Below are 14,769 nucleotides of genomic sequence, written 5' to 3' on the forward strand. Positions count from 1 at the left end.
TTTGGTGAACTGAATTGTCATATTCTCAGGTTATACTGAGCGCATAATTTGAGTTAAATTGACACAACTTAATGTGTATCATCCTATAAGGAAATTCTATGCAACTGACTCTTGTTCGTCATGGTGAAGCCGCTCCTGCGATTATGGGCAATGATCATCAGCGTCCATTGACTGAGCGTGGTCATATACAAGCACAAGAAACGGCAGATTATGTAAAAAATATCATTCAGCCCGATGTGTTTGTAGTCAGTCCTTTACTGCGTGCACAAGAAACTTTGGCACATTTGCAGCAATATTTTAAAGATGTGCCTGTGGTGGTCTGCAATACCATTAAACCTGAAGATGATGCAAAAGTTGCTGTGGAATGGTTGTCACAATTGCCGTATGAGTCAATTGCAGTGGTGTGTCACATGAATGTAGTGGCGCACATGGCAGAGATTTTGACTTCAGAATCATTCCATCCCTATCATTTGGCAGAAGCACGGATTTATGAGCAGGCAGTAATTGCTGCGGGGCTTTCAACCCAAATCAAAAGTTTTATTCCAAACGCATAAAATAAATGTATAAAGTTAAATATAATTCAACGGTAGAACGATAATAATGCTGTATTTATGGATGCCAGAAGCCAATGGGGTTTGGCAATGGTCAAATGGGGAATACTGGACAGAGGCAGATAGTCTTGATGCCTTGATTCAGGCATTGCAGGCTTTTCAAGGAAAAGATGCTGTGGTGTTTTTCCCAAGCCGTGATGTGCAAATCATGCAACAAACTTTGCCTAAAGCTCAATATAAACAATTGGGTACCGATGGCGTGAAGTATTTATTAGAAGAATATACCGTATTGCCAATTGATGCGATGCAGGTGGTTCATCATTTTCAGCCACCTGAGCAAATAACCGTGCTGGGAGTTGCCAAGCATAGTATTGAAACCTATTTGCATGTATTAAGTTTGTTGCCAGTTAAAATCAGTGCATTGTTACCTGATTTTTTAATTTTGCCGCAACCTGAACCAGGGCAAACGGTGATTGGAAATATTTGCGGACGCTTGTTGGTACGTGAAAGTGAATTTTTAGGTTATTCAGTTGATGATCTGGCACTTTATCTAGATTATCAAACTGCAGAACGAAACTATAAAATCACCAACTTTAGTGCAGAACAAATGCAAAGTATTGAAGCATTTGCAACACAAGAACAATTAGAAAGCTTTCATTATGTAGTACCTGCATTAGTGAAAGCCAAACAGCATCCATTCAATATGCTGCCAAAATCCAAGCAAGACACGGGTGTTTCAGGTTATTGGAAAGCCTGTGCAGCAGTATTTCTTGGGATTTTAATTGTACAGTTTAGCTATGATGCACTGCGTTGGAGCAAACTTAAAAAAGTAGCAGATCAAACAGCGGTTCAAGCCATAGAACAATATCAATATTGGTTTGGTGCAAATAGTCGTATTACCGAACAAAATATTCAAAGCCAGTTTGAAAGTCAGGTACGCATGAGTAAAAATGCAGATACTCAAGCGCTGCAATTGCTCAGTCGTGTTGGCCCTGTGTTGATGCAAAATCAAATTGTGGCCAATCGTGTGAGTTTTGATGCCAATATGTTGAACATGGAATTGAATGCCAACTCGGCAGCGACCTTACAAGCGCTCACTCAGCAATTGAATCAGCAGGGTTTTAAGGTCGAGCTGGGTAATATTCAGCCGAGCGCGTCAGGTGCAGTAGGATTGGTGAAAATACAATAATGAAAGCCATGGAAAAAATGTCAACTTGGTTCGATCAACGTATTGAACTGATACAAGATTATCTAGATCGTTTAAATACACGTGAACGTGTTTTGGTGGTATTTACCACAATCTTTGTGATCGTTGCTGCTGTGGGTTCTGCGTTGTGGTATATGCATGCCGCAGCCGAAAAACAGCAAAAACGGGTAAATGACCTTAAAGATTTGGTGGTGGTGATGCAAAGTCATGCAGTCACCATGAAACCTGCCAATGATGCACAACTCAGTGCAGCCGATAAAATTCAGCGTGTGGCTCAGCAACAGGGTTTATCGGTTGCTTCGCAGCAAAGTGGTGACAAGATGCAACTTGTGGCGAGTCATGCCAATTATGCTGTGTTGGCAAATTTTTTAACCCAATTGGCGCAAATGGGTTTAAGTATCGAAAAAATGGAATTAATTTCTGAAGCAGGGCAGATTAAATTAACAGCGACAGTCCAGTAAAGGTTAAAAATAAAGTCCGAAACTCGGAAAATAAACCCATGTCAAGCATAGCGTTTTGACTGGGCTAAGCCTATAATATGGCGACTTAGAAAGCAGTAGACTTTTGCAGATATGTTGTATTCTCTAGCCCGCCCGTTGTTATTTTCTTTAGCACCAGAGCGTGCACATGAGCTGACACTATCACTATTGAAATCGAGCCATAAAATGGGCTTGATGCGTCAAAAGACTGTAGCGAAACCTGTGACGTGTATGGGAATTGAATTCCCTAATCCAGTAGGTTTGGCAGCAGGTCTAGACAAAAATGGTGCGTATATTGATGCCTTGGCTGGTTTAGGCTTTGGGTTTATTGAAATTGGTACCATTACGCCACGTCCTCAAGTGGGCAATCCGCATCCACGTTTATTCCGCATTCCGCAGGCCAAAGCCATTATTAACCGTATGGGTTTTAATAATGATGGGGTCGATCAGCTGATTGAAAACGTCAAAGCGGCAAAATTTAAAGGCATTTTGGGGATTAATATTGGTAAAAATGCCGATACGCCAGTTGAAAATGCAGTAGATGATTATCTGATTTGTTTAGAAAAAGTCTATAACTATGCCTCTTATATCACCGTAAACATTTCATCACCGAATACCAAAAACTTGCGCAGTTTGCAAAGTGGTGATGCGCTGACTGAGTTATTGCAAACCCTCAAACAGCGTCAGTTGGAGTTAGCCGAAGAACATCAACATTATGTGCCGTTGGTATTAAAAGTTGCTCCAGATCTAGACCCTGAAGATATTCAGTTTATTGCCAAACAATTATTGCAATTCAAAATTGATGGCCTGATTGTGACCAATACCACTTTGTCGCGTGAAGGCGTAGAAAACTTGCCGCATGGCGATGAAGCTGGTGGTTTATCGGGCGCGCCTGTGTTTGAAAAAAGTACTGCATGTTTGGCAGCATTTTCAGCAGCACTGAAAGGTGAAATTCCTTTAATTGGTGTCGGTGGCATTTTGTCGGGCGAACAAGCGGTTGCCAAAAAAAATGCAGGTGCAAGCTTGGTTCAGGTGTATAGTGGTTTAATCTATGCAGGTCCTGAGCTGGTTCAAGATTGTGTGAACGCCTTATAACTTATGAATACCATTGATATCGTTATTCTGATTCTCTTGCTTATTGGAGGGTTGAACGGTTTGCGACAAGGATTTATTAAAGCCTTTGCGAACTTGGTAGGATGGATTTTTGCCCTAATTGTTGCGGCAAAATATGCAGTTGTCCTAGCACCTTCGATGACAGCACTCAGTAGCGATCCTGTGGTACAAAAAATTGCAGCCTTTGCATTTATTGTCTTGGTAATTGTGGTACTGACCTGGATTGTAACCGCTGTTTTAAATGGTGTTTTAAAGAGCTTGAAGCTTGGCCCATTAAATCGTTTGGCAGGCGGTGCATTTGGTACCTTGAAAGGCTTACTCATTGTCCTTATTACCATTCAAGGCATTGGTCCTTGGGTCGAAAGCTCGCCTTATTGGAAACAGTCTAAATTTGTACAAACTTTATTGCCGTATGCACCGTGGGCAACAGAACTCTCCAAAGACGCTGCCAATGAGGCTTTACAGCACATCAAGTCGAAAGATGCCGCGCCATCTTCCGACATCGCATCTGACGCAAAAGAAAATCGCTCTGGCGCAGATGGCTCAACGAATAATCCTTTTTATTAATCCCTAGCTGGTCTGCGAGGTTGCTATGTGTGGAGTTGTTGGTATAGCTGGTAAATCACCTGTTAACCAAATGTTGTTTGATGCATTAACGATGTTACAACATCGTGGACAGGATGCAGCTGGGATCGTAACTTGCCACAATGGGCGTTTGTTCTTGCGTAAAGATAACGGTATGGTGCGTGATGTATTCCATACGCGTCACATGCGTGCGTTGCAAGGTAATTATGGTATTGGGCATGTGCGTTATCCAACTGCAGGTTCATCAAGCAGTGCTGAAGCGCAGCCATTTTATGTGAACTCGCCGTACGGGATTACTTTGGCACACAATGGTAATTTGACCAATGCCGAAGAAATTCACGAAGATCTGTTTAAAACAGATTTACGTCACATGAACACCGATTCTGACTCAGAAGTGTTATTGAACGTATTTGCACATGAATTGCAAAAACGTGGCAAATTAAACCCAACTTCAGAAGATATTTTTCATGTGATCAGCCGTGTGCATGAGCGTTGTAAGGGTGCTTATGGCGTTGTTGCTATGATTACAGGTCAAGGCTTGGTTGGCTTCCGTGATCCAAATGGTATCCGTCCATTGATTTACGGTTCACGTGAAACTGAACAGGGCATGGAATATATTATTGCATCAGAATCTGTGGCAATTACTGCACTTGGCTTTAAAGTTGAACGTGATATTGCGCCGGGTGAAGCGATCTTTATTAATGACGCAGGTGAATTATTTACCCAGCAATGTGCCGCTAAACCTGAATATCGCCCATGTATTTTTGAATATGTATATTTTGCTCGTCCAGATGCGACCATTGATGGTATTTCAGTGTATAAAGCGCGTTTGAAAATGGGTGAAAAACTGGCGCATAAAATTACCCAAGAGTGGGGCGAGCAACACGATATTGATGTCGTTATTCCAATTCCAGATACATCACGTACATCAGCTTTAGAATTGGCAAATACTTTAGGGGTTAAATTCCGTGAAGGTTTTATGAAAAACCGCTATATCGGACGTACCTTTATTATGCCAGGTCAGCAATTGCGTAAAAAATCAGTGCGCCAAAAACTGAACCCTGTAGAGCTTGAGTTTAAAGGCAAAAATGTACTGTTGGTGGATGACTCGATTGTCCGTGGTACGACCTGTAACGAAATTATTCAAATGGCACGTGATGCTGGGGCGAAAAAAGTATTCTTTGCTTCTGCAGCGCCAATGGTGAAATATCCAAACGTGTATGGTATTGATATGCCAGCCAAAGATGAATTAATCGCGTCTAACCGTAATGTCGAAGAAATTCGTGAAATTATTGGTGCAGACCGTTTAATTTTCCAAGATTTAGAAGATTTAAAACAAGCCGTTCGTACCCATAAAGTACCGCATTTAACTGAATTCGATTGTTCAGTATTTGATGGCGTGTATGTAGCTGGCGGAATTGACGAAGCTTATCTGAATGATCTTGAGCAAAAGCGCAACGACTTGGCTAAAAAAGGCAAAGATGGTTATATTGATGTCAATATTGATGCCGCGTCAGTAGACTTAACTGGTGTAAAAGAGAGTTAATTTTTTTCTGATCAGCTCAGTGAGAAAAGCGGGAAATTCCCGCTTTTTTCATTTATGATGGTGGCTCAAATACAATGTAATTCAGGATGTTTACATTGAGGTCTGTGAGTAGTTACTTGATTAAAAACAAAAATATGATTTGGTCTGCAATTTTATGTTTGGTTGCAGTCGCTTTGACCCTGTTTATCTTAAACACAGTTTTGGGTCTGTTGGTCTATTATGTCGATTCAAGCCAATCCATCTATTGGCACAGTCTAAGCCCATACTGGATTACGGTCTTGGTGCTGATTATGACAGTATCCGTCATTTTGGAATTTTACGTTTTTCGCTCAGGTGGTCATTCTTTGGCAAAACAATTGGGTGCGCGTCGTTTAACCCAGTTCGAAAGTACCCCAGAAGAAAGTACCGCACTTAAACTGACCGAACAATTGGCCGATACCTTTCAAATCCCAGCGCCTACTGTATATGTATTGCCCGATGAAATTGGGGTAAATGCCCTCACTGCAGGCTTTAGTCATAAAGATATTGTGATTATTTTGACTTGGGGTGCTTTGCAAAACTTGGATGAGCAAGAGCTTTATGGACTACTCAGCCATGAGTTTAACCATATTTTAAGTGGTGAAACCATTGATAATACCAAGCTTAAAATCCTCTACAGTAGCCTAACCACGTTTAGTAAGTGGGGCAGTAGCATCGCCAAACTTGGCTTTGGACAACATCGTGATGCACCGCCACATAAGTTAGCGACTTTTTTTGTTGCTGTAGGTGGTGGTATCTGGTTGTTTGGTAGCTTGGGCGTGTTGATTACCCGCTTAATTAAATATATTAGTCTAAGCGGACGTACCTTTAAAAATGATTTAAAAACCAAACGTTTGATTCAAAATAATGCCAATATTCAAACTTTGCTGCGAATTTATGTGCATCATGCAGGGTCGCAAATTCATAGTGAATATTCAGAATCTATTTCCCACATGTGCTTTGCTAACTCGCTCAGTCCGCAAAGCTGGATGAATATTCATCCAAGTATTGAAGCCCGTATTTTTGAGCTTGATCCAACCTTGGTACAAGACTTACAGCTAGAAAATTTGAAGCGTTTACGCAATCAGCCTTTGTTTAGCCTATTTCGCTCGTTAGAAGAAATGAATGCTGAATATTATGCGCCGTGGAGTTCACCACAACCTTTGCCTTTGCTGCGCTTATCGCCAATTAGCTTTGCAATTAATGATGCAATTAAGCCCCTCAAGCCTGAAATTCGTAATAACATGCCGCGCCCAGAGTTGATTCAGCGTGCCTTACAAACGGCAACGGGTTCGCGTGAGGTGATTGTTGCTATTTTAATGATTCGCCAATATCGTGAATTTATTCCTGCTGAAGCAGAAGTCAGCCGTGCAATTGTAGATGCTTTATTAAATTTGGATGGGCGAGTACATATCTCGATTTTCCATGAAGCATGTAAAAATATTGGTGGTATGCCGCTGAGTATCGCACGGCAGTTTTTAACCAAATTGGCAAAAATCATTCAGGAAGATGGTGAAATTGGTTTGTTAGATGCTTTGCTGCTTGAACGAATCAAGTTTGAATTAAACTTACTGCCTTTACATACACCTGCAGCGTTACACGAAGTTAAACCGCAAATTGTACGTTTAATCGATGCTTTATTGCATGTGCAGCAAATTAATAGTGTTAATCAGTTAGATGTACGTGAACGTATTTTAGAACGTGTTTTAACTGCAGATGAATTGATTGATTATGAAGAAATTTCAGATGAACCGATTGATTTATCAGAAATTTTAAATGATATGGCAGGTTTGCTGCTGCGTGATCGACTGATGGTGTTAGGCATTGCTGAAATTTGTTTGTGGAATGACCGTATTATCACCCAAGATGAATTGGATGTTTTGGAGTTGCTCTATTGGCGTTTAGGTTTTAAAACCGAAGAAATTGTCGAGCAAATGCAAAAACAAAACAGTTTGATGATTGTGTGACACTGATTGACTAGGTGTGTTTAAAGCAGATTTTGAAAAAATACGAATAGGTCAGATTGGGTGAAAGAAAGCACAGCATTGTGCAGCCTTTCTAGGTAGAATAGGTGCTATCTTGCATGTTGTTCTGTGATAAATACGTGCAGCGAAAAGTTAGATGGGTGATGATAAACATGATGGGGCATCAGCGTGACATTTTAGCCAGTTTGGGAATCGATATTTGGGTTTCCAGAATGGCTGTGTCTCAAACTTTGCCACAATCATCGGTTTGGCGCGACCAAGCTGCACCTGAAATACACAGCGAAATTATTGTTCCTGCTGCAGTACCTCAACAATTAAAACAACAACAGCCGATTATTCACGAAAAGCCTAAGCAAGAACCATCTCCGCAACATACGACAGTTGAAGCGGCCGCGCCAGAAGTTGTTCCTGAAGCGCGTGTCATGCTGCAAATTGAAGCATTTAGTATTGAAGCTTTGCAGTTGCCACATTGTGTCATTTTGGTAGAAAGCACTACCTTGAGTCAGGAACAGCAACAATTGTGGCGTAATATTCAACATGCGCTACAGGCCGAATATCACGTATTGCAATGGCCTTTTGCTTTAGAAGTATTACAAGACGGCATCGGGGTAGAAAATTATGTGCAAGGTTTTGTTGATGTCTTGAGCACAGATAAAAACATGCTGATTTTAGGTCAATTACCACATTTTAAATCTGAACAATGTTTGCATTTAGCCAGCTTGCAAGAGATGTTAGATCAACCGCTGTTGAAAAAAAGTCTGTGGGATGCGATACAAATCACATCGTTACAGCCTAAAGCCTAAGTCAATTCAGATATTTAAAACTCTACATATACAAGCAATTGTAGACACGAAACAGGGATAATCATGCGTAAAAAAGTGGTAGTGTTTAGTCAAATTGATGCAGAAATTTTAAGTAAGCTAGAGCAAGATTATCAGGTGGTGCAGGTCAGCCCGAAGTTGGGTGACGTGAATCAACAGTTGCTTGAGCATGTGCAAGATGCGGATGGCATGATTGGTGCAGGGCGCTTGCTTAATCAAAGCAACTTGCATACTGCGACTAAACTCAAAGTGATTTCGAGTGTAAGTGTCGGTTACGACAACTATGATGTAGATTATTTAACTCAACAAAAGATTAGTCTTTGCCATACACCGCATGTCTTGACTGAAACCACAGCAGATTTAGCCTTTACTTTATTGATGAGTGCAGCACGACAAGTGCCATATTTAGATCGGTGGACTAAACAAGGGCAATGGAAACGTACCGTGGGTGCAGCACAGTTTGGACAGGATATTTATGGTAAAACCATTGGTATTGTAGGTTTGGGGCATATTGGTGCGGCTATCGCACGGCGTGCATTTCATGGTTTTAATATGAATGTGGTGTACCACAATCGTCGTGAAAAAATGGAAGTGGCGAAGGCATTTAATGCAGAATATTTAAGTCTGGATGAATTGCTGCAACAGTCTGATTTTGTGGTACTGGCAGTCGATTTAAATGCAGACTCTAAAGCCTTAATTGGTCAGCGTGAACTTGATTTAATGCCGTCTCATGCAATTTTGGTCAATATTTCGCGTGGTTCAGTCATTGATGAGCAGGCACTTATTCAGACCTTAGAAGCAGGCAAAATTTTTGCCGCAGCTTTGGATGTCTATGACAAAGAACCACTGCAAGAATCACCATTATTTGAGTTAGATAATGTCGTGACTTTGCCGCACATTGGTTCAGCAACTGCAGCAACTCGTCGACAAATGGCAAACTTAGCCTATAAAAATTTAGTTGATGCGCTGGAAGGACGTCGCCCGCAATATGTTGTTAATCCTGCTTGTTATACGTCTTAAAGTTAAAGATGATTTGGTAAAAATTGATAACACATCATTGCAAATGCGTTCATTTTTCAATGTTATAGTGAATCATTATGCAAAATATGTATTTGAGATCATCCATTGAAACATCTATTACTGATCTGCGGTTTGAGTTTTGCCAGTATTGCGACAACCCAAAGTGCCAATCTAACCACCACACCACAATTTAATGTGCCTGAAATAGGCAGTGGTGTGGGATTAATTGATCAGCAAAAAGAACGCAGTATTGGTGAAAAAGTCTATCGGGAAGTGCAGCGTAAAATGCCTGTCACGCAAAACCCGTGGCTGGAAGATCAATTAATCAATACGTTTTCGCATCTACTCAGCCAAACTCAATTGGGGCAACCCATTGGGCTACTCATTATCAATGATCCACAAATTAATGCTTTTGCTGTGCCGGGTGGTTTATTTGCGTTAAACACAGGTCTTATTAATTCTGCCCGTAATATGGATGAAGTTGCGGGCGTGATGGCGCATGAAATTGCGCATGTGTCGCAACGTCATTACAGTCGCTCTCAAGAGGCATTTAAAGGACAGGGTTTGTTGGCACTCGCTGGGGTTGTGGTTGGGGCATTGGTTGCCTCACAAGCCGATGGTGATGCAGGCGCAGCGGTGATGATGGGTTCTCAAGCCGCTTTAATGGATCAGCAATTGACTTATAGCCGTAATCAGGAACGTGAAGCAGACCGTATTGGCATGCAATATATGTATAGCGCAGGCTATAACCCACAAAGCATGGCAGACTTTTTTGAGGTGATGCACCGTACTACGAGTCGAGTGAGCTTCTTACCTGACTTTTGGTTTACCCATCCCTTAACCACAGAGCGGATGAGTGAGGCGCGTTTACGTGCCAATCAATTGCCACCAGTGCCAACCTCGCTGCGTGATGAAGACTTTGAGATTTTAAAGTTATATAGTTTGGTGGTTTCGCAGCAGGCGACAGAACAGCAGCTTAAAGCATTTGCAACCCGTAACCATTTTGCGGCGAATTTGGCTTTGGCTTATTTTTATAGCCAGCAAGGCGATTTTGTTTTGGCGCAACAAAGTATAGATCAGGCCAAAAGTCACAATCGTTTACATAATTTATTGACACTTATTCAAACTGACATTTATTTAGGGCAAAATAAAATTGATTTAGCGCTCAAAACAATTGGTTCACCTGCGCGAATTATGCCTGAAAATCGTGCGCTGAATTATAAATGGGCCGAGGTTTTGATTCGTCAAAATCAAACTACGCAAGCAGAAAGTATTTTGAAGGATTTCTTGCAAAAAAATCCACGTGATTTATCGGCATGGAATTTAATGCAGCAAGCGGCAAATATAGACCGAAGCTCTGCATTACGCACGGTAAATGTGTTACGGTATCGTGCAGAAGTACAGTATTGGTCAGGTTGGGAAGAAGAGGCAATTAAATCATTACTGCACGCGCAGCGTTTAGCCAAAGACAATCAGGCGATGTCGGCAAATATAAAAAACCGTGTGACTGAAATGCAAAGAGAACGACAGTTAAAAATATAAGTCGGGCGTACATACGGTGGCATAACAATAAAGAAAAGGAGTTTAAGAATGATTGAGGGACAATGTTTATGTGGTGCGGTGTATTACCGTTACCATGCCGAAATTGAAAAAACAATATTATGTTTTTGCCAGCATTGCCGTCGTGCGCAAGGCGGTATTATGGGATGGAATAGTCCAGTGGCACGCGAACATTTTGAAGTGGTGCGTGGCTTAAAATATCTAAAAGAATATTTTCATAGTCCCAATAAAGCACGGGTATTTTGTCAGGAGTGTGGCAGCCCGATTTATTCTTATCGGCTAGATTTACCCGATATTATTCGCTTACGCTTAGGGACAGTGACTCAAGGCAAAGTTCCCGAACCATGTGAGCAAGCATTTGCGCAATACAAACCCAACTTTTTGGCAATTGAGTCGTGTGAATAGTTATTCACCGAATATACAATGCTAAAATAGAACTTGAGTTGAAACGACCCTGACTTGAAAATGAAAAAATATATTTATTTATGCCTTACTTTGGGGATGACCTTGCAAAATGTCTATGCTGCGAGTGCAGAGCAGTATGTGTTGGCTGTTGAAGAAATTAATGCGCAATATAAACAAGATACCCGACAGTTTTTACGAGGCTTAAACCCACAACAGCAGGGTTTTAATCCGCAGCAACAGCAGCAGTTTTGCGGCATTGTTAGTCGTTATGTTGATCGTTTATATCAGGCAGCAGATGAAAACCGTGCCTATTTGGATCGTCGTTATCAGAATATTAATAAACAGGACGTGATTCAGCAGGTCAGCACATCTAAAGAAATGCAATTACTGAAAAAATATCAAGTGAACTGCGATTTAAAGTAAAAAGTTAAAGCAGAAGTGTCTAAGGGTGAATAGATAATCTATCTCATCCTAGGTTTAGCATTTTACTTAATAGCATTAGATAGAAAGATTAAAGCGGGCTTAATCTGACATTTAAATCAGTGTTCGGAGAAGAACAAATTTGGGGTGAGCTAATTAGCTTAATTTGGCTTTAATTTTGGCAGATACTTGAGCAGGATCGGCGCGCCCGGCTATGAGCGGACGCAGAGAGTTCATCACCTTACCCATATCTTTCATGCTAGTAGCTTGTTGCGCTTCAATGGTTTGCGCAATCATGGAATCAAGTTCTTCCTCAGTCATAGCTTCTGGTAGAAACTGAGATAACACCTCAATTTCGGCTTGTTCCTTACTAGCTAAATCTTCTCGGCCAGCGCCTTCAAAGGCTTTAACCGATTCTTTACGTTGTTTAATTTGCTTTTCAATGACCGCAAGAACCTGAGCATCGTCAAGCTCTTTGCGCTCATCGACTTCGATTTGCTTAATTGCCGCCTGTAGACTACGAATTACCGTTAACTTATCCATTTCTTTGGCGCGCATTGTCGCTTTCAAAACGTCAGTAATTTGGTTTTTCAAAGTCGTCATCATTTAATCCAGACAGGCAATCACAAATTAATTAGTAAAGGCGAGTAGTACGTACTGATTCACGCGCCAATTTCTTTTGGTAGCGTTTAACAGCAGCAGCTTTTTTGCGCTTACGTTCTTGAGTTGGTTTTTCGTAGAATTCACGCTTACGTACGTCAGCTAAAACACCTGCTTTTTCGCAAGAACGTTTGAAACGACGGATAGCTACGTCTACTGGTTCGCCTTCTTTCAATTTAACTTGTGGCATGAAGAATCCTCATTAAGTTATGGATAAGATCTGGGCGAAATTGCCCACGATCACAAGTGAAGGTCAGTATTTTACTCATTTACATCTCATATCACAAGTCTATAATAGGTTTCGCAATAGAATTGATACAGGTTATAGGCAATTTAATGATCGTTTTAGGCTTAGAAACATCTTGTGATGAAACAGGACTTGCACTGTATGACAGCGAGTTAGGTTTGCGCGGGCAAGTACTGTATAGCCAAATTAAATTGCATGCAGAGTATGGTGGTGTGGTACCCGAACTGGCTTCACGTGACCATGTGCGCAAACTTATTCCTTTAATCAATCAATTGCTTGAGCAGAGCCAAGTCAAAAAATCTGAAATTGATGCAGTGGCTTATACCCGTGGGCCGGGGCTAATGGGCGCACTCATGACAGGCGCATTATTTGGACGAACTTTAGCTTTTGCCTTAAATAAACCTGCAATTGGGGTGCATCACATGGAAGGGCACATGCTTGCACCATTATTGTCTGCGACACCGCCAGAATTTCCGTTTGTCGCTTTATTGGTTTCGGGTGGACATACACAGCTCATGGCAGCTTATGGCATTGGCCAATATGAATTGTTAGGCGAGTCGATTGATGATGCTGCAGGCGAGGCTTTTGACAAAGTTGCCAAAATGATGGGTTTACCGTATCCGGGTGGGCCAAATATCGCCAAACTAGCTGAACAAGGCGATGCCAAAGCTTTTGAATTTCCACGTCCAATGTTGCACCAAGGCTTAGAATTTTCATTTAGCGGTTTAAAAACTGCGGTTTCAGTACAAATGAAAAAGTTAGGTGATGAAAACCGTGATGCCGATATTGCGGCAAGTTTCCAAGAAGCGATTGTTGATACTTTGGTGAAAAAATCGGTAAAAGCTTTAAAACAAACAGGTTTAAAACGCTTGGTGATCGCGGGTGGGGTGAGTGCAAATACTCGGTTACGTGAGCGTTTAGAAGCAGATTTAGCTAAAATTCGTGCAACGGTTTATTATGCAGAACCTGCATTGTGCACCGACAATGGTGCAATGATTGCTTTTGCGGGCTATCAGCGTTTAAAAGCAGGGCAGCAAGATGGTTTATCGGTTACGACTACACCACGTTGGCCAATGACGGAGCTTACCAATCCAACTGCGGGTTAAGTTGTTCGTAGCATAAAATCAATCAGAGGCAATAATCTGCCTCTGACTTTATATGCTAAATTTTTACATTAATATTAGAAACGAATACTTAAGACTTAGCGAACTGCGTCCATTAAACCTTTGGTAAGATCTTTCATCATGCCTTGCATCACAGCATTCCCTGCATTTGTACAGTTTTCTAATTTTTTACCTTCTAGTGATTTACCTTGATTGGCCATTTCTTCGCACTTCTGCAAAACTTTTTTAGCTTCATCTAAGTTCTCGGCATAATACTCTTGCGTTTTCACTTGTGTACATGCTGTAAGCGTTGTAATTAAACTTACTGTAATTAACAAATTTTTAAATTTAAACATTATTTTTTAACCGTTGTTTGTTTTAAAGAGATTGCATCTTAAGCGAATAATGGGTTCATAAAATAATACAATGGACTAAAGTTGATCTTATTAAGTAAAATTAAATAATTGCAATATAAATATTTTTTAATAATTTTTCTGAAATTTTATAGTCATATTCTATCCCAAACTTTATTTCACGTATTGGTTTCAAATAGAACTTCTTTATTTTTTTTGTGCACTCATCCTACAATTTATAGAAATCCATAAAGTAGCTGACAGCAGTATTTAAATCTGTGAATCCTGTCCAATTGTTGTGTTTTCAACTTTAAACTATGATTTTTGGTAGATATTTAATATAAAACCAATTGAGATAAACATGCGATTTAAAAATACATTTTGCATTATTTGTGTGATGGGGATGATGGTATTGACCGCTTGCGAAGGGGCTGAGTCAATACAGCAAAATATAAATAGTACAGAAAATCAGCCGAGTTCAGTGACAGCCCAACAGGTCGAAGTACCGACTCGTTTGACTACTGTAGCAACTCATCCTTCGGCTATCACACCTGAAGCGAGAGTACCGCAAGAAGTATATGTAGGAGAGCCGACTGTGGCAGAAATGCAGGCGCATGGCGAAGAATTTTATAAAGACACATTGGCACGGATTGCTGCAGAACAAGGTCAGTAGTCGCTCAGTCATTTAGCGCGTTT

17 protein-coding genes are annotated in these 14,769 nt (G+C 40.9%); 14 read left to right on the forward strand and 3 right to left on the reverse strand.

What is annotated here, in order from left to right:
• The first annotated feature begins 98 nt into the window (after positions 1–98).
• The 12 genes from FTU66_RS02150 to FTU66_RS02205 all read left to right on the forward strand — a co-directional run bounded on the left by FTU66_RS02150 (position 99) and on the right by FTU66_RS02205 (position 11,713).
• Positions 99–554 carry a histidine phosphatase family protein gene (locus FTU66_RS02150; RefSeq protein ID WP_179989753.1) on the forward strand — a complete coding sequence of 152 codons (456 nt, stop codon included), beginning with the start codon at positions 99–101 and terminating at the stop codon, positions 552–554.
• A gap of 46 nt (positions 555–600) precedes the next feature.
• Positions 601–1,740 carry a type II secretion system protein GspL gene (gene gspL / locus FTU66_RS02155; RefSeq protein ID WP_179989334.1) on the forward strand — a complete coding sequence of 380 codons (1,140 nt, stop codon included), beginning with the start codon at positions 601–603 and terminating at the stop codon, positions 1,738–1,740.
• Positions 1,740–2,219, forward strand: a complete 480-nt coding sequence (gene gspM / locus FTU66_RS02160) for a type II secretion system protein GspM (protein ID WP_180112226.1) — start codon at positions 1,740–1,742, stop codon at positions 2,217–2,219. Before gspL ends, gspM begins: the two co-directional genes overlap by 1 nt.
• 111 nt (positions 2,220–2,330) lie before the next feature.
• Positions 2,331–3,332, forward strand: a complete 1,002-nt coding sequence (locus tag FTU66_RS02165) for a quinone-dependent dihydroorotate dehydrogenase (RefSeq protein WP_179989335.1) — start codon at positions 2,331–2,333, stop codon at positions 3,330–3,332.
• Positions 3,333–3,335: 3 nt separating this feature from the next.
• Positions 3,336–3,917, forward strand: a complete 582-nt coding sequence (locus FTU66_RS02170; protein WP_004971476.1) for a CvpA family protein — start codon at positions 3,336–3,338, stop codon at positions 3,915–3,917.
• A 25-nt stretch (positions 3,918–3,942) separates the two neighbouring features.
• Entirely contained in the window at positions 3,943–5,481 is a 1,539-nt protein-coding gene (gene purF, locus FTU66_RS02175) for an amidophosphoribosyltransferase (RefSeq protein ID WP_096902526.1), read from the forward strand.
• Between the two features lie 95 nt (positions 5,482–5,576).
• Positions 5,577–7,466, forward strand: a complete 1,890-nt coding sequence (locus tag FTU66_RS02180) for a M48 family metalloprotease (RefSeq protein ID WP_179995362.1) — start codon at positions 5,577–5,579, stop codon at positions 7,464–7,466.
• Between the two features lie 230 nt (positions 7,467–7,696).
• On the forward strand, positions 7,697–8,287 hold the full coding sequence (locus FTU66_RS02185; RefSeq protein WP_225530187.1) for a hypothetical protein: 591 nt from the start codon (positions 7,697–7,699) through the stop codon (positions 8,285–8,287).
• 63 nt (positions 8,288–8,350) lie between these two features.
• Positions 8,351–9,325, forward strand: coding sequence for a D-glycerate dehydrogenase (locus FTU66_RS02190; protein WP_179988427.1), 975 nt, complete (start codon positions 8,351–8,353; stop codon positions 9,323–9,325).
• A gap of 105 nt (positions 9,326–9,430) precedes the next feature.
• Positions 9,431–10,867: a M48 family metalloprotease gene (locus tag FTU66_RS02195; RefSeq protein ID WP_171324990.1), complete on the forward strand. Its 1,437-nt coding sequence runs from the start codon at positions 9,431–9,433 to the stop codon at positions 10,865–10,867.
• A gap of 48 nt (positions 10,868–10,915) precedes the next feature.
• Complete coding sequence (locus FTU66_RS02200; RefSeq protein WP_096902524.1) at positions 10,916–11,290, forward strand: GFA family protein; 375 nt, start codon at positions 10,916–10,918, stop codon at positions 11,288–11,290.
• 60 nt (positions 11,291–11,350) lie between these two features.
• Complete coding sequence (locus FTU66_RS02205) at positions 11,351–11,713, forward strand: hypothetical protein (RefSeq protein WP_004971462.1); 363 nt, start codon at positions 11,351–11,353, stop codon at positions 11,711–11,713.
• 153 nt (positions 11,714–11,866) lie between these two features.
• Here FTU66_RS02205 and FTU66_RS02210 read toward each other — a convergent pair whose 3' ends face one another.
• Together FTU66_RS02210 and rpsU are read right to left on the reverse strand one after the other, a co-directional pair.
• The gene (locus tag FTU66_RS02210) at positions 11,867–12,313 is read right to left on the reverse strand and encodes a GatB/YqeY domain-containing protein (protein WP_096902523.1); all 447 of its coding nucleotides are present in this window, start codon (positions 12,311–12,313) and stop codon (positions 11,867–11,869) included.
• Positions 12,314–12,344: 31 nt separating this feature from the next.
• Positions 12,345–12,560 carry a 30S ribosomal protein S21 gene (gene rpsU / locus FTU66_RS02215; RefSeq protein WP_001136722.1) on the reverse strand — a complete coding sequence of 72 codons (216 nt, stop codon included), beginning with the start codon at positions 12,558–12,560 and terminating at the stop codon, positions 12,345–12,347.
• A 146-nt stretch (positions 12,561–12,706) separates the two neighbouring features.
• Here rpsU and tsaD point away from each other — a divergent pair, with 146 nt between their 5' ends.
• The gene (gene tsaD / locus FTU66_RS02220) at positions 12,707–13,723 is read left to right on the forward strand and encodes a tRNA (adenosine(37)-N6)-threonylcarbamoyltransferase complex transferase subunit TsaD (RefSeq protein WP_004971458.1); all 1,017 of its coding nucleotides are present in this window, start codon (positions 12,707–12,709) and stop codon (positions 13,721–13,723) included.
• A 95-nt stretch (positions 13,724–13,818) separates the two neighbouring features.
• Here the strand turns inward: tsaD and FTU66_RS02225 are convergent, their stop codons facing one another.
• Complete coding sequence (locus FTU66_RS02225; RefSeq protein WP_004971457.1) at positions 13,819–14,076, reverse strand: EexN family lipoprotein; 258 nt, start codon at positions 14,074–14,076, stop codon at positions 13,819–13,821.
• A 358-nt stretch (positions 14,077–14,434) separates the two neighbouring features.
• Here FTU66_RS02225 and FTU66_RS02230 point away from each other — a divergent pair, with 358 nt between their 5' ends.
• The gene (locus FTU66_RS02230) at positions 14,435–14,746 is read left to right on the forward strand and encodes a hypothetical protein (protein ID WP_179988428.1); all 312 of its coding nucleotides are present in this window, start codon (positions 14,435–14,437) and stop codon (positions 14,744–14,746) included.
• The last annotated feature ends 23 nt before the right edge of the window (positions 14,747–14,769 follow it).

Origin of the sequence: Acinetobacter sp. YH12131 (assembly GCF_013418635.1) — a bacterium.
Taxonomy (GTDB): Bacteria; Pseudomonadota; Gammaproteobacteria; order Pseudomonadales; family Moraxellaceae; genus Acinetobacter; species Acinetobacter towneri.

Bases quoted from the DNA above. Each gene is read 5' to 3' on its own strand.
- FTU66_RS02150 (WP_179989753.1), top strand. From the start codon at position 99: ATGCAACTGACTCTTGTTCGTCATGGTGAAGCCGCTCCTGCGATTATG.
- gspL (WP_179989334.1), top strand. From the start codon at position 601: ATGCTGTATTTATGGATGCCAGAAGCCAATGGGGTTTGGCAATGGTCA.
- gspM (WP_180112226.1), top strand. From the start codon at position 1,740: ATGAAAGCCATGGAAAAAATGTCAACTTGGTTCGATCAACGTATTGAA.
- FTU66_RS02165 (WP_179989335.1), top strand. From the start codon at position 2,331: ATGTTGTATTCTCTAGCCCGCCCGTTGTTATTTTCTTTAGCACCAGAG.
- FTU66_RS02170 (WP_004971476.1), top strand. From the start codon at position 3,336: ATGAATACCATTGATATCGTTATTCTGATTCTCTTGCTTATTGGAGGG.
- purF (WP_096902526.1), top strand. From the start codon at position 3,943: ATGTGTGGAGTTGTTGGTATAGCTGGTAAATCACCTGTTAACCAAATG.
- FTU66_RS02185 (WP_225530187.1), top strand. From the start codon at position 7,697: ATGGCTGTGTCTCAAACTTTGCCACAATCATCGGTTTGGCGCGACCAA.
- FTU66_RS02190 (WP_179988427.1), top strand. From the start codon at position 8,351: ATGCGTAAAAAAGTGGTAGTGTTTAGTCAAATTGATGCAGAAATTTTA.
- FTU66_RS02200 (WP_096902524.1), top strand. From the start codon at position 10,916: ATGATTGAGGGACAATGTTTATGTGGTGCGGTGTATTACCGTTACCAT.
- FTU66_RS02205 (WP_004971462.1), top strand. From the start codon at position 11,351: ATGAAAAAATATATTTATTTATGCCTTACTTTGGGGATGACCTTGCAA.
- FTU66_RS02210 (WP_096902523.1), bottom strand. From the start codon at position 12,313: ATGACGACTTTGAAAAACCAAATTACTGACGTTTTGAAAGCGACAATG.
- rpsU (WP_001136722.1), bottom strand. From the start codon at position 12,560: ATGCCACAAGTTAAATTGAAAGAAGGCGAACCAGTAGACGTAGCTATC.
- tsaD (WP_004971458.1), top strand. From the start codon at position 12,707: ATGATCGTTTTAGGCTTAGAAACATCTTGTGATGAAACAGGACTTGCA.
- FTU66_RS02225 (WP_004971457.1), bottom strand. From the start codon at position 14,076: ATGTTTAAATTTAAAAATTTGTTAATTACAGTAAGTTTAATTACAACG.
- FTU66_RS02230 (WP_179988428.1), top strand. From the start codon at position 14,435: ATGCGATTTAAAAATACATTTTGCATTATTTGTGTGATGGGGATGATG.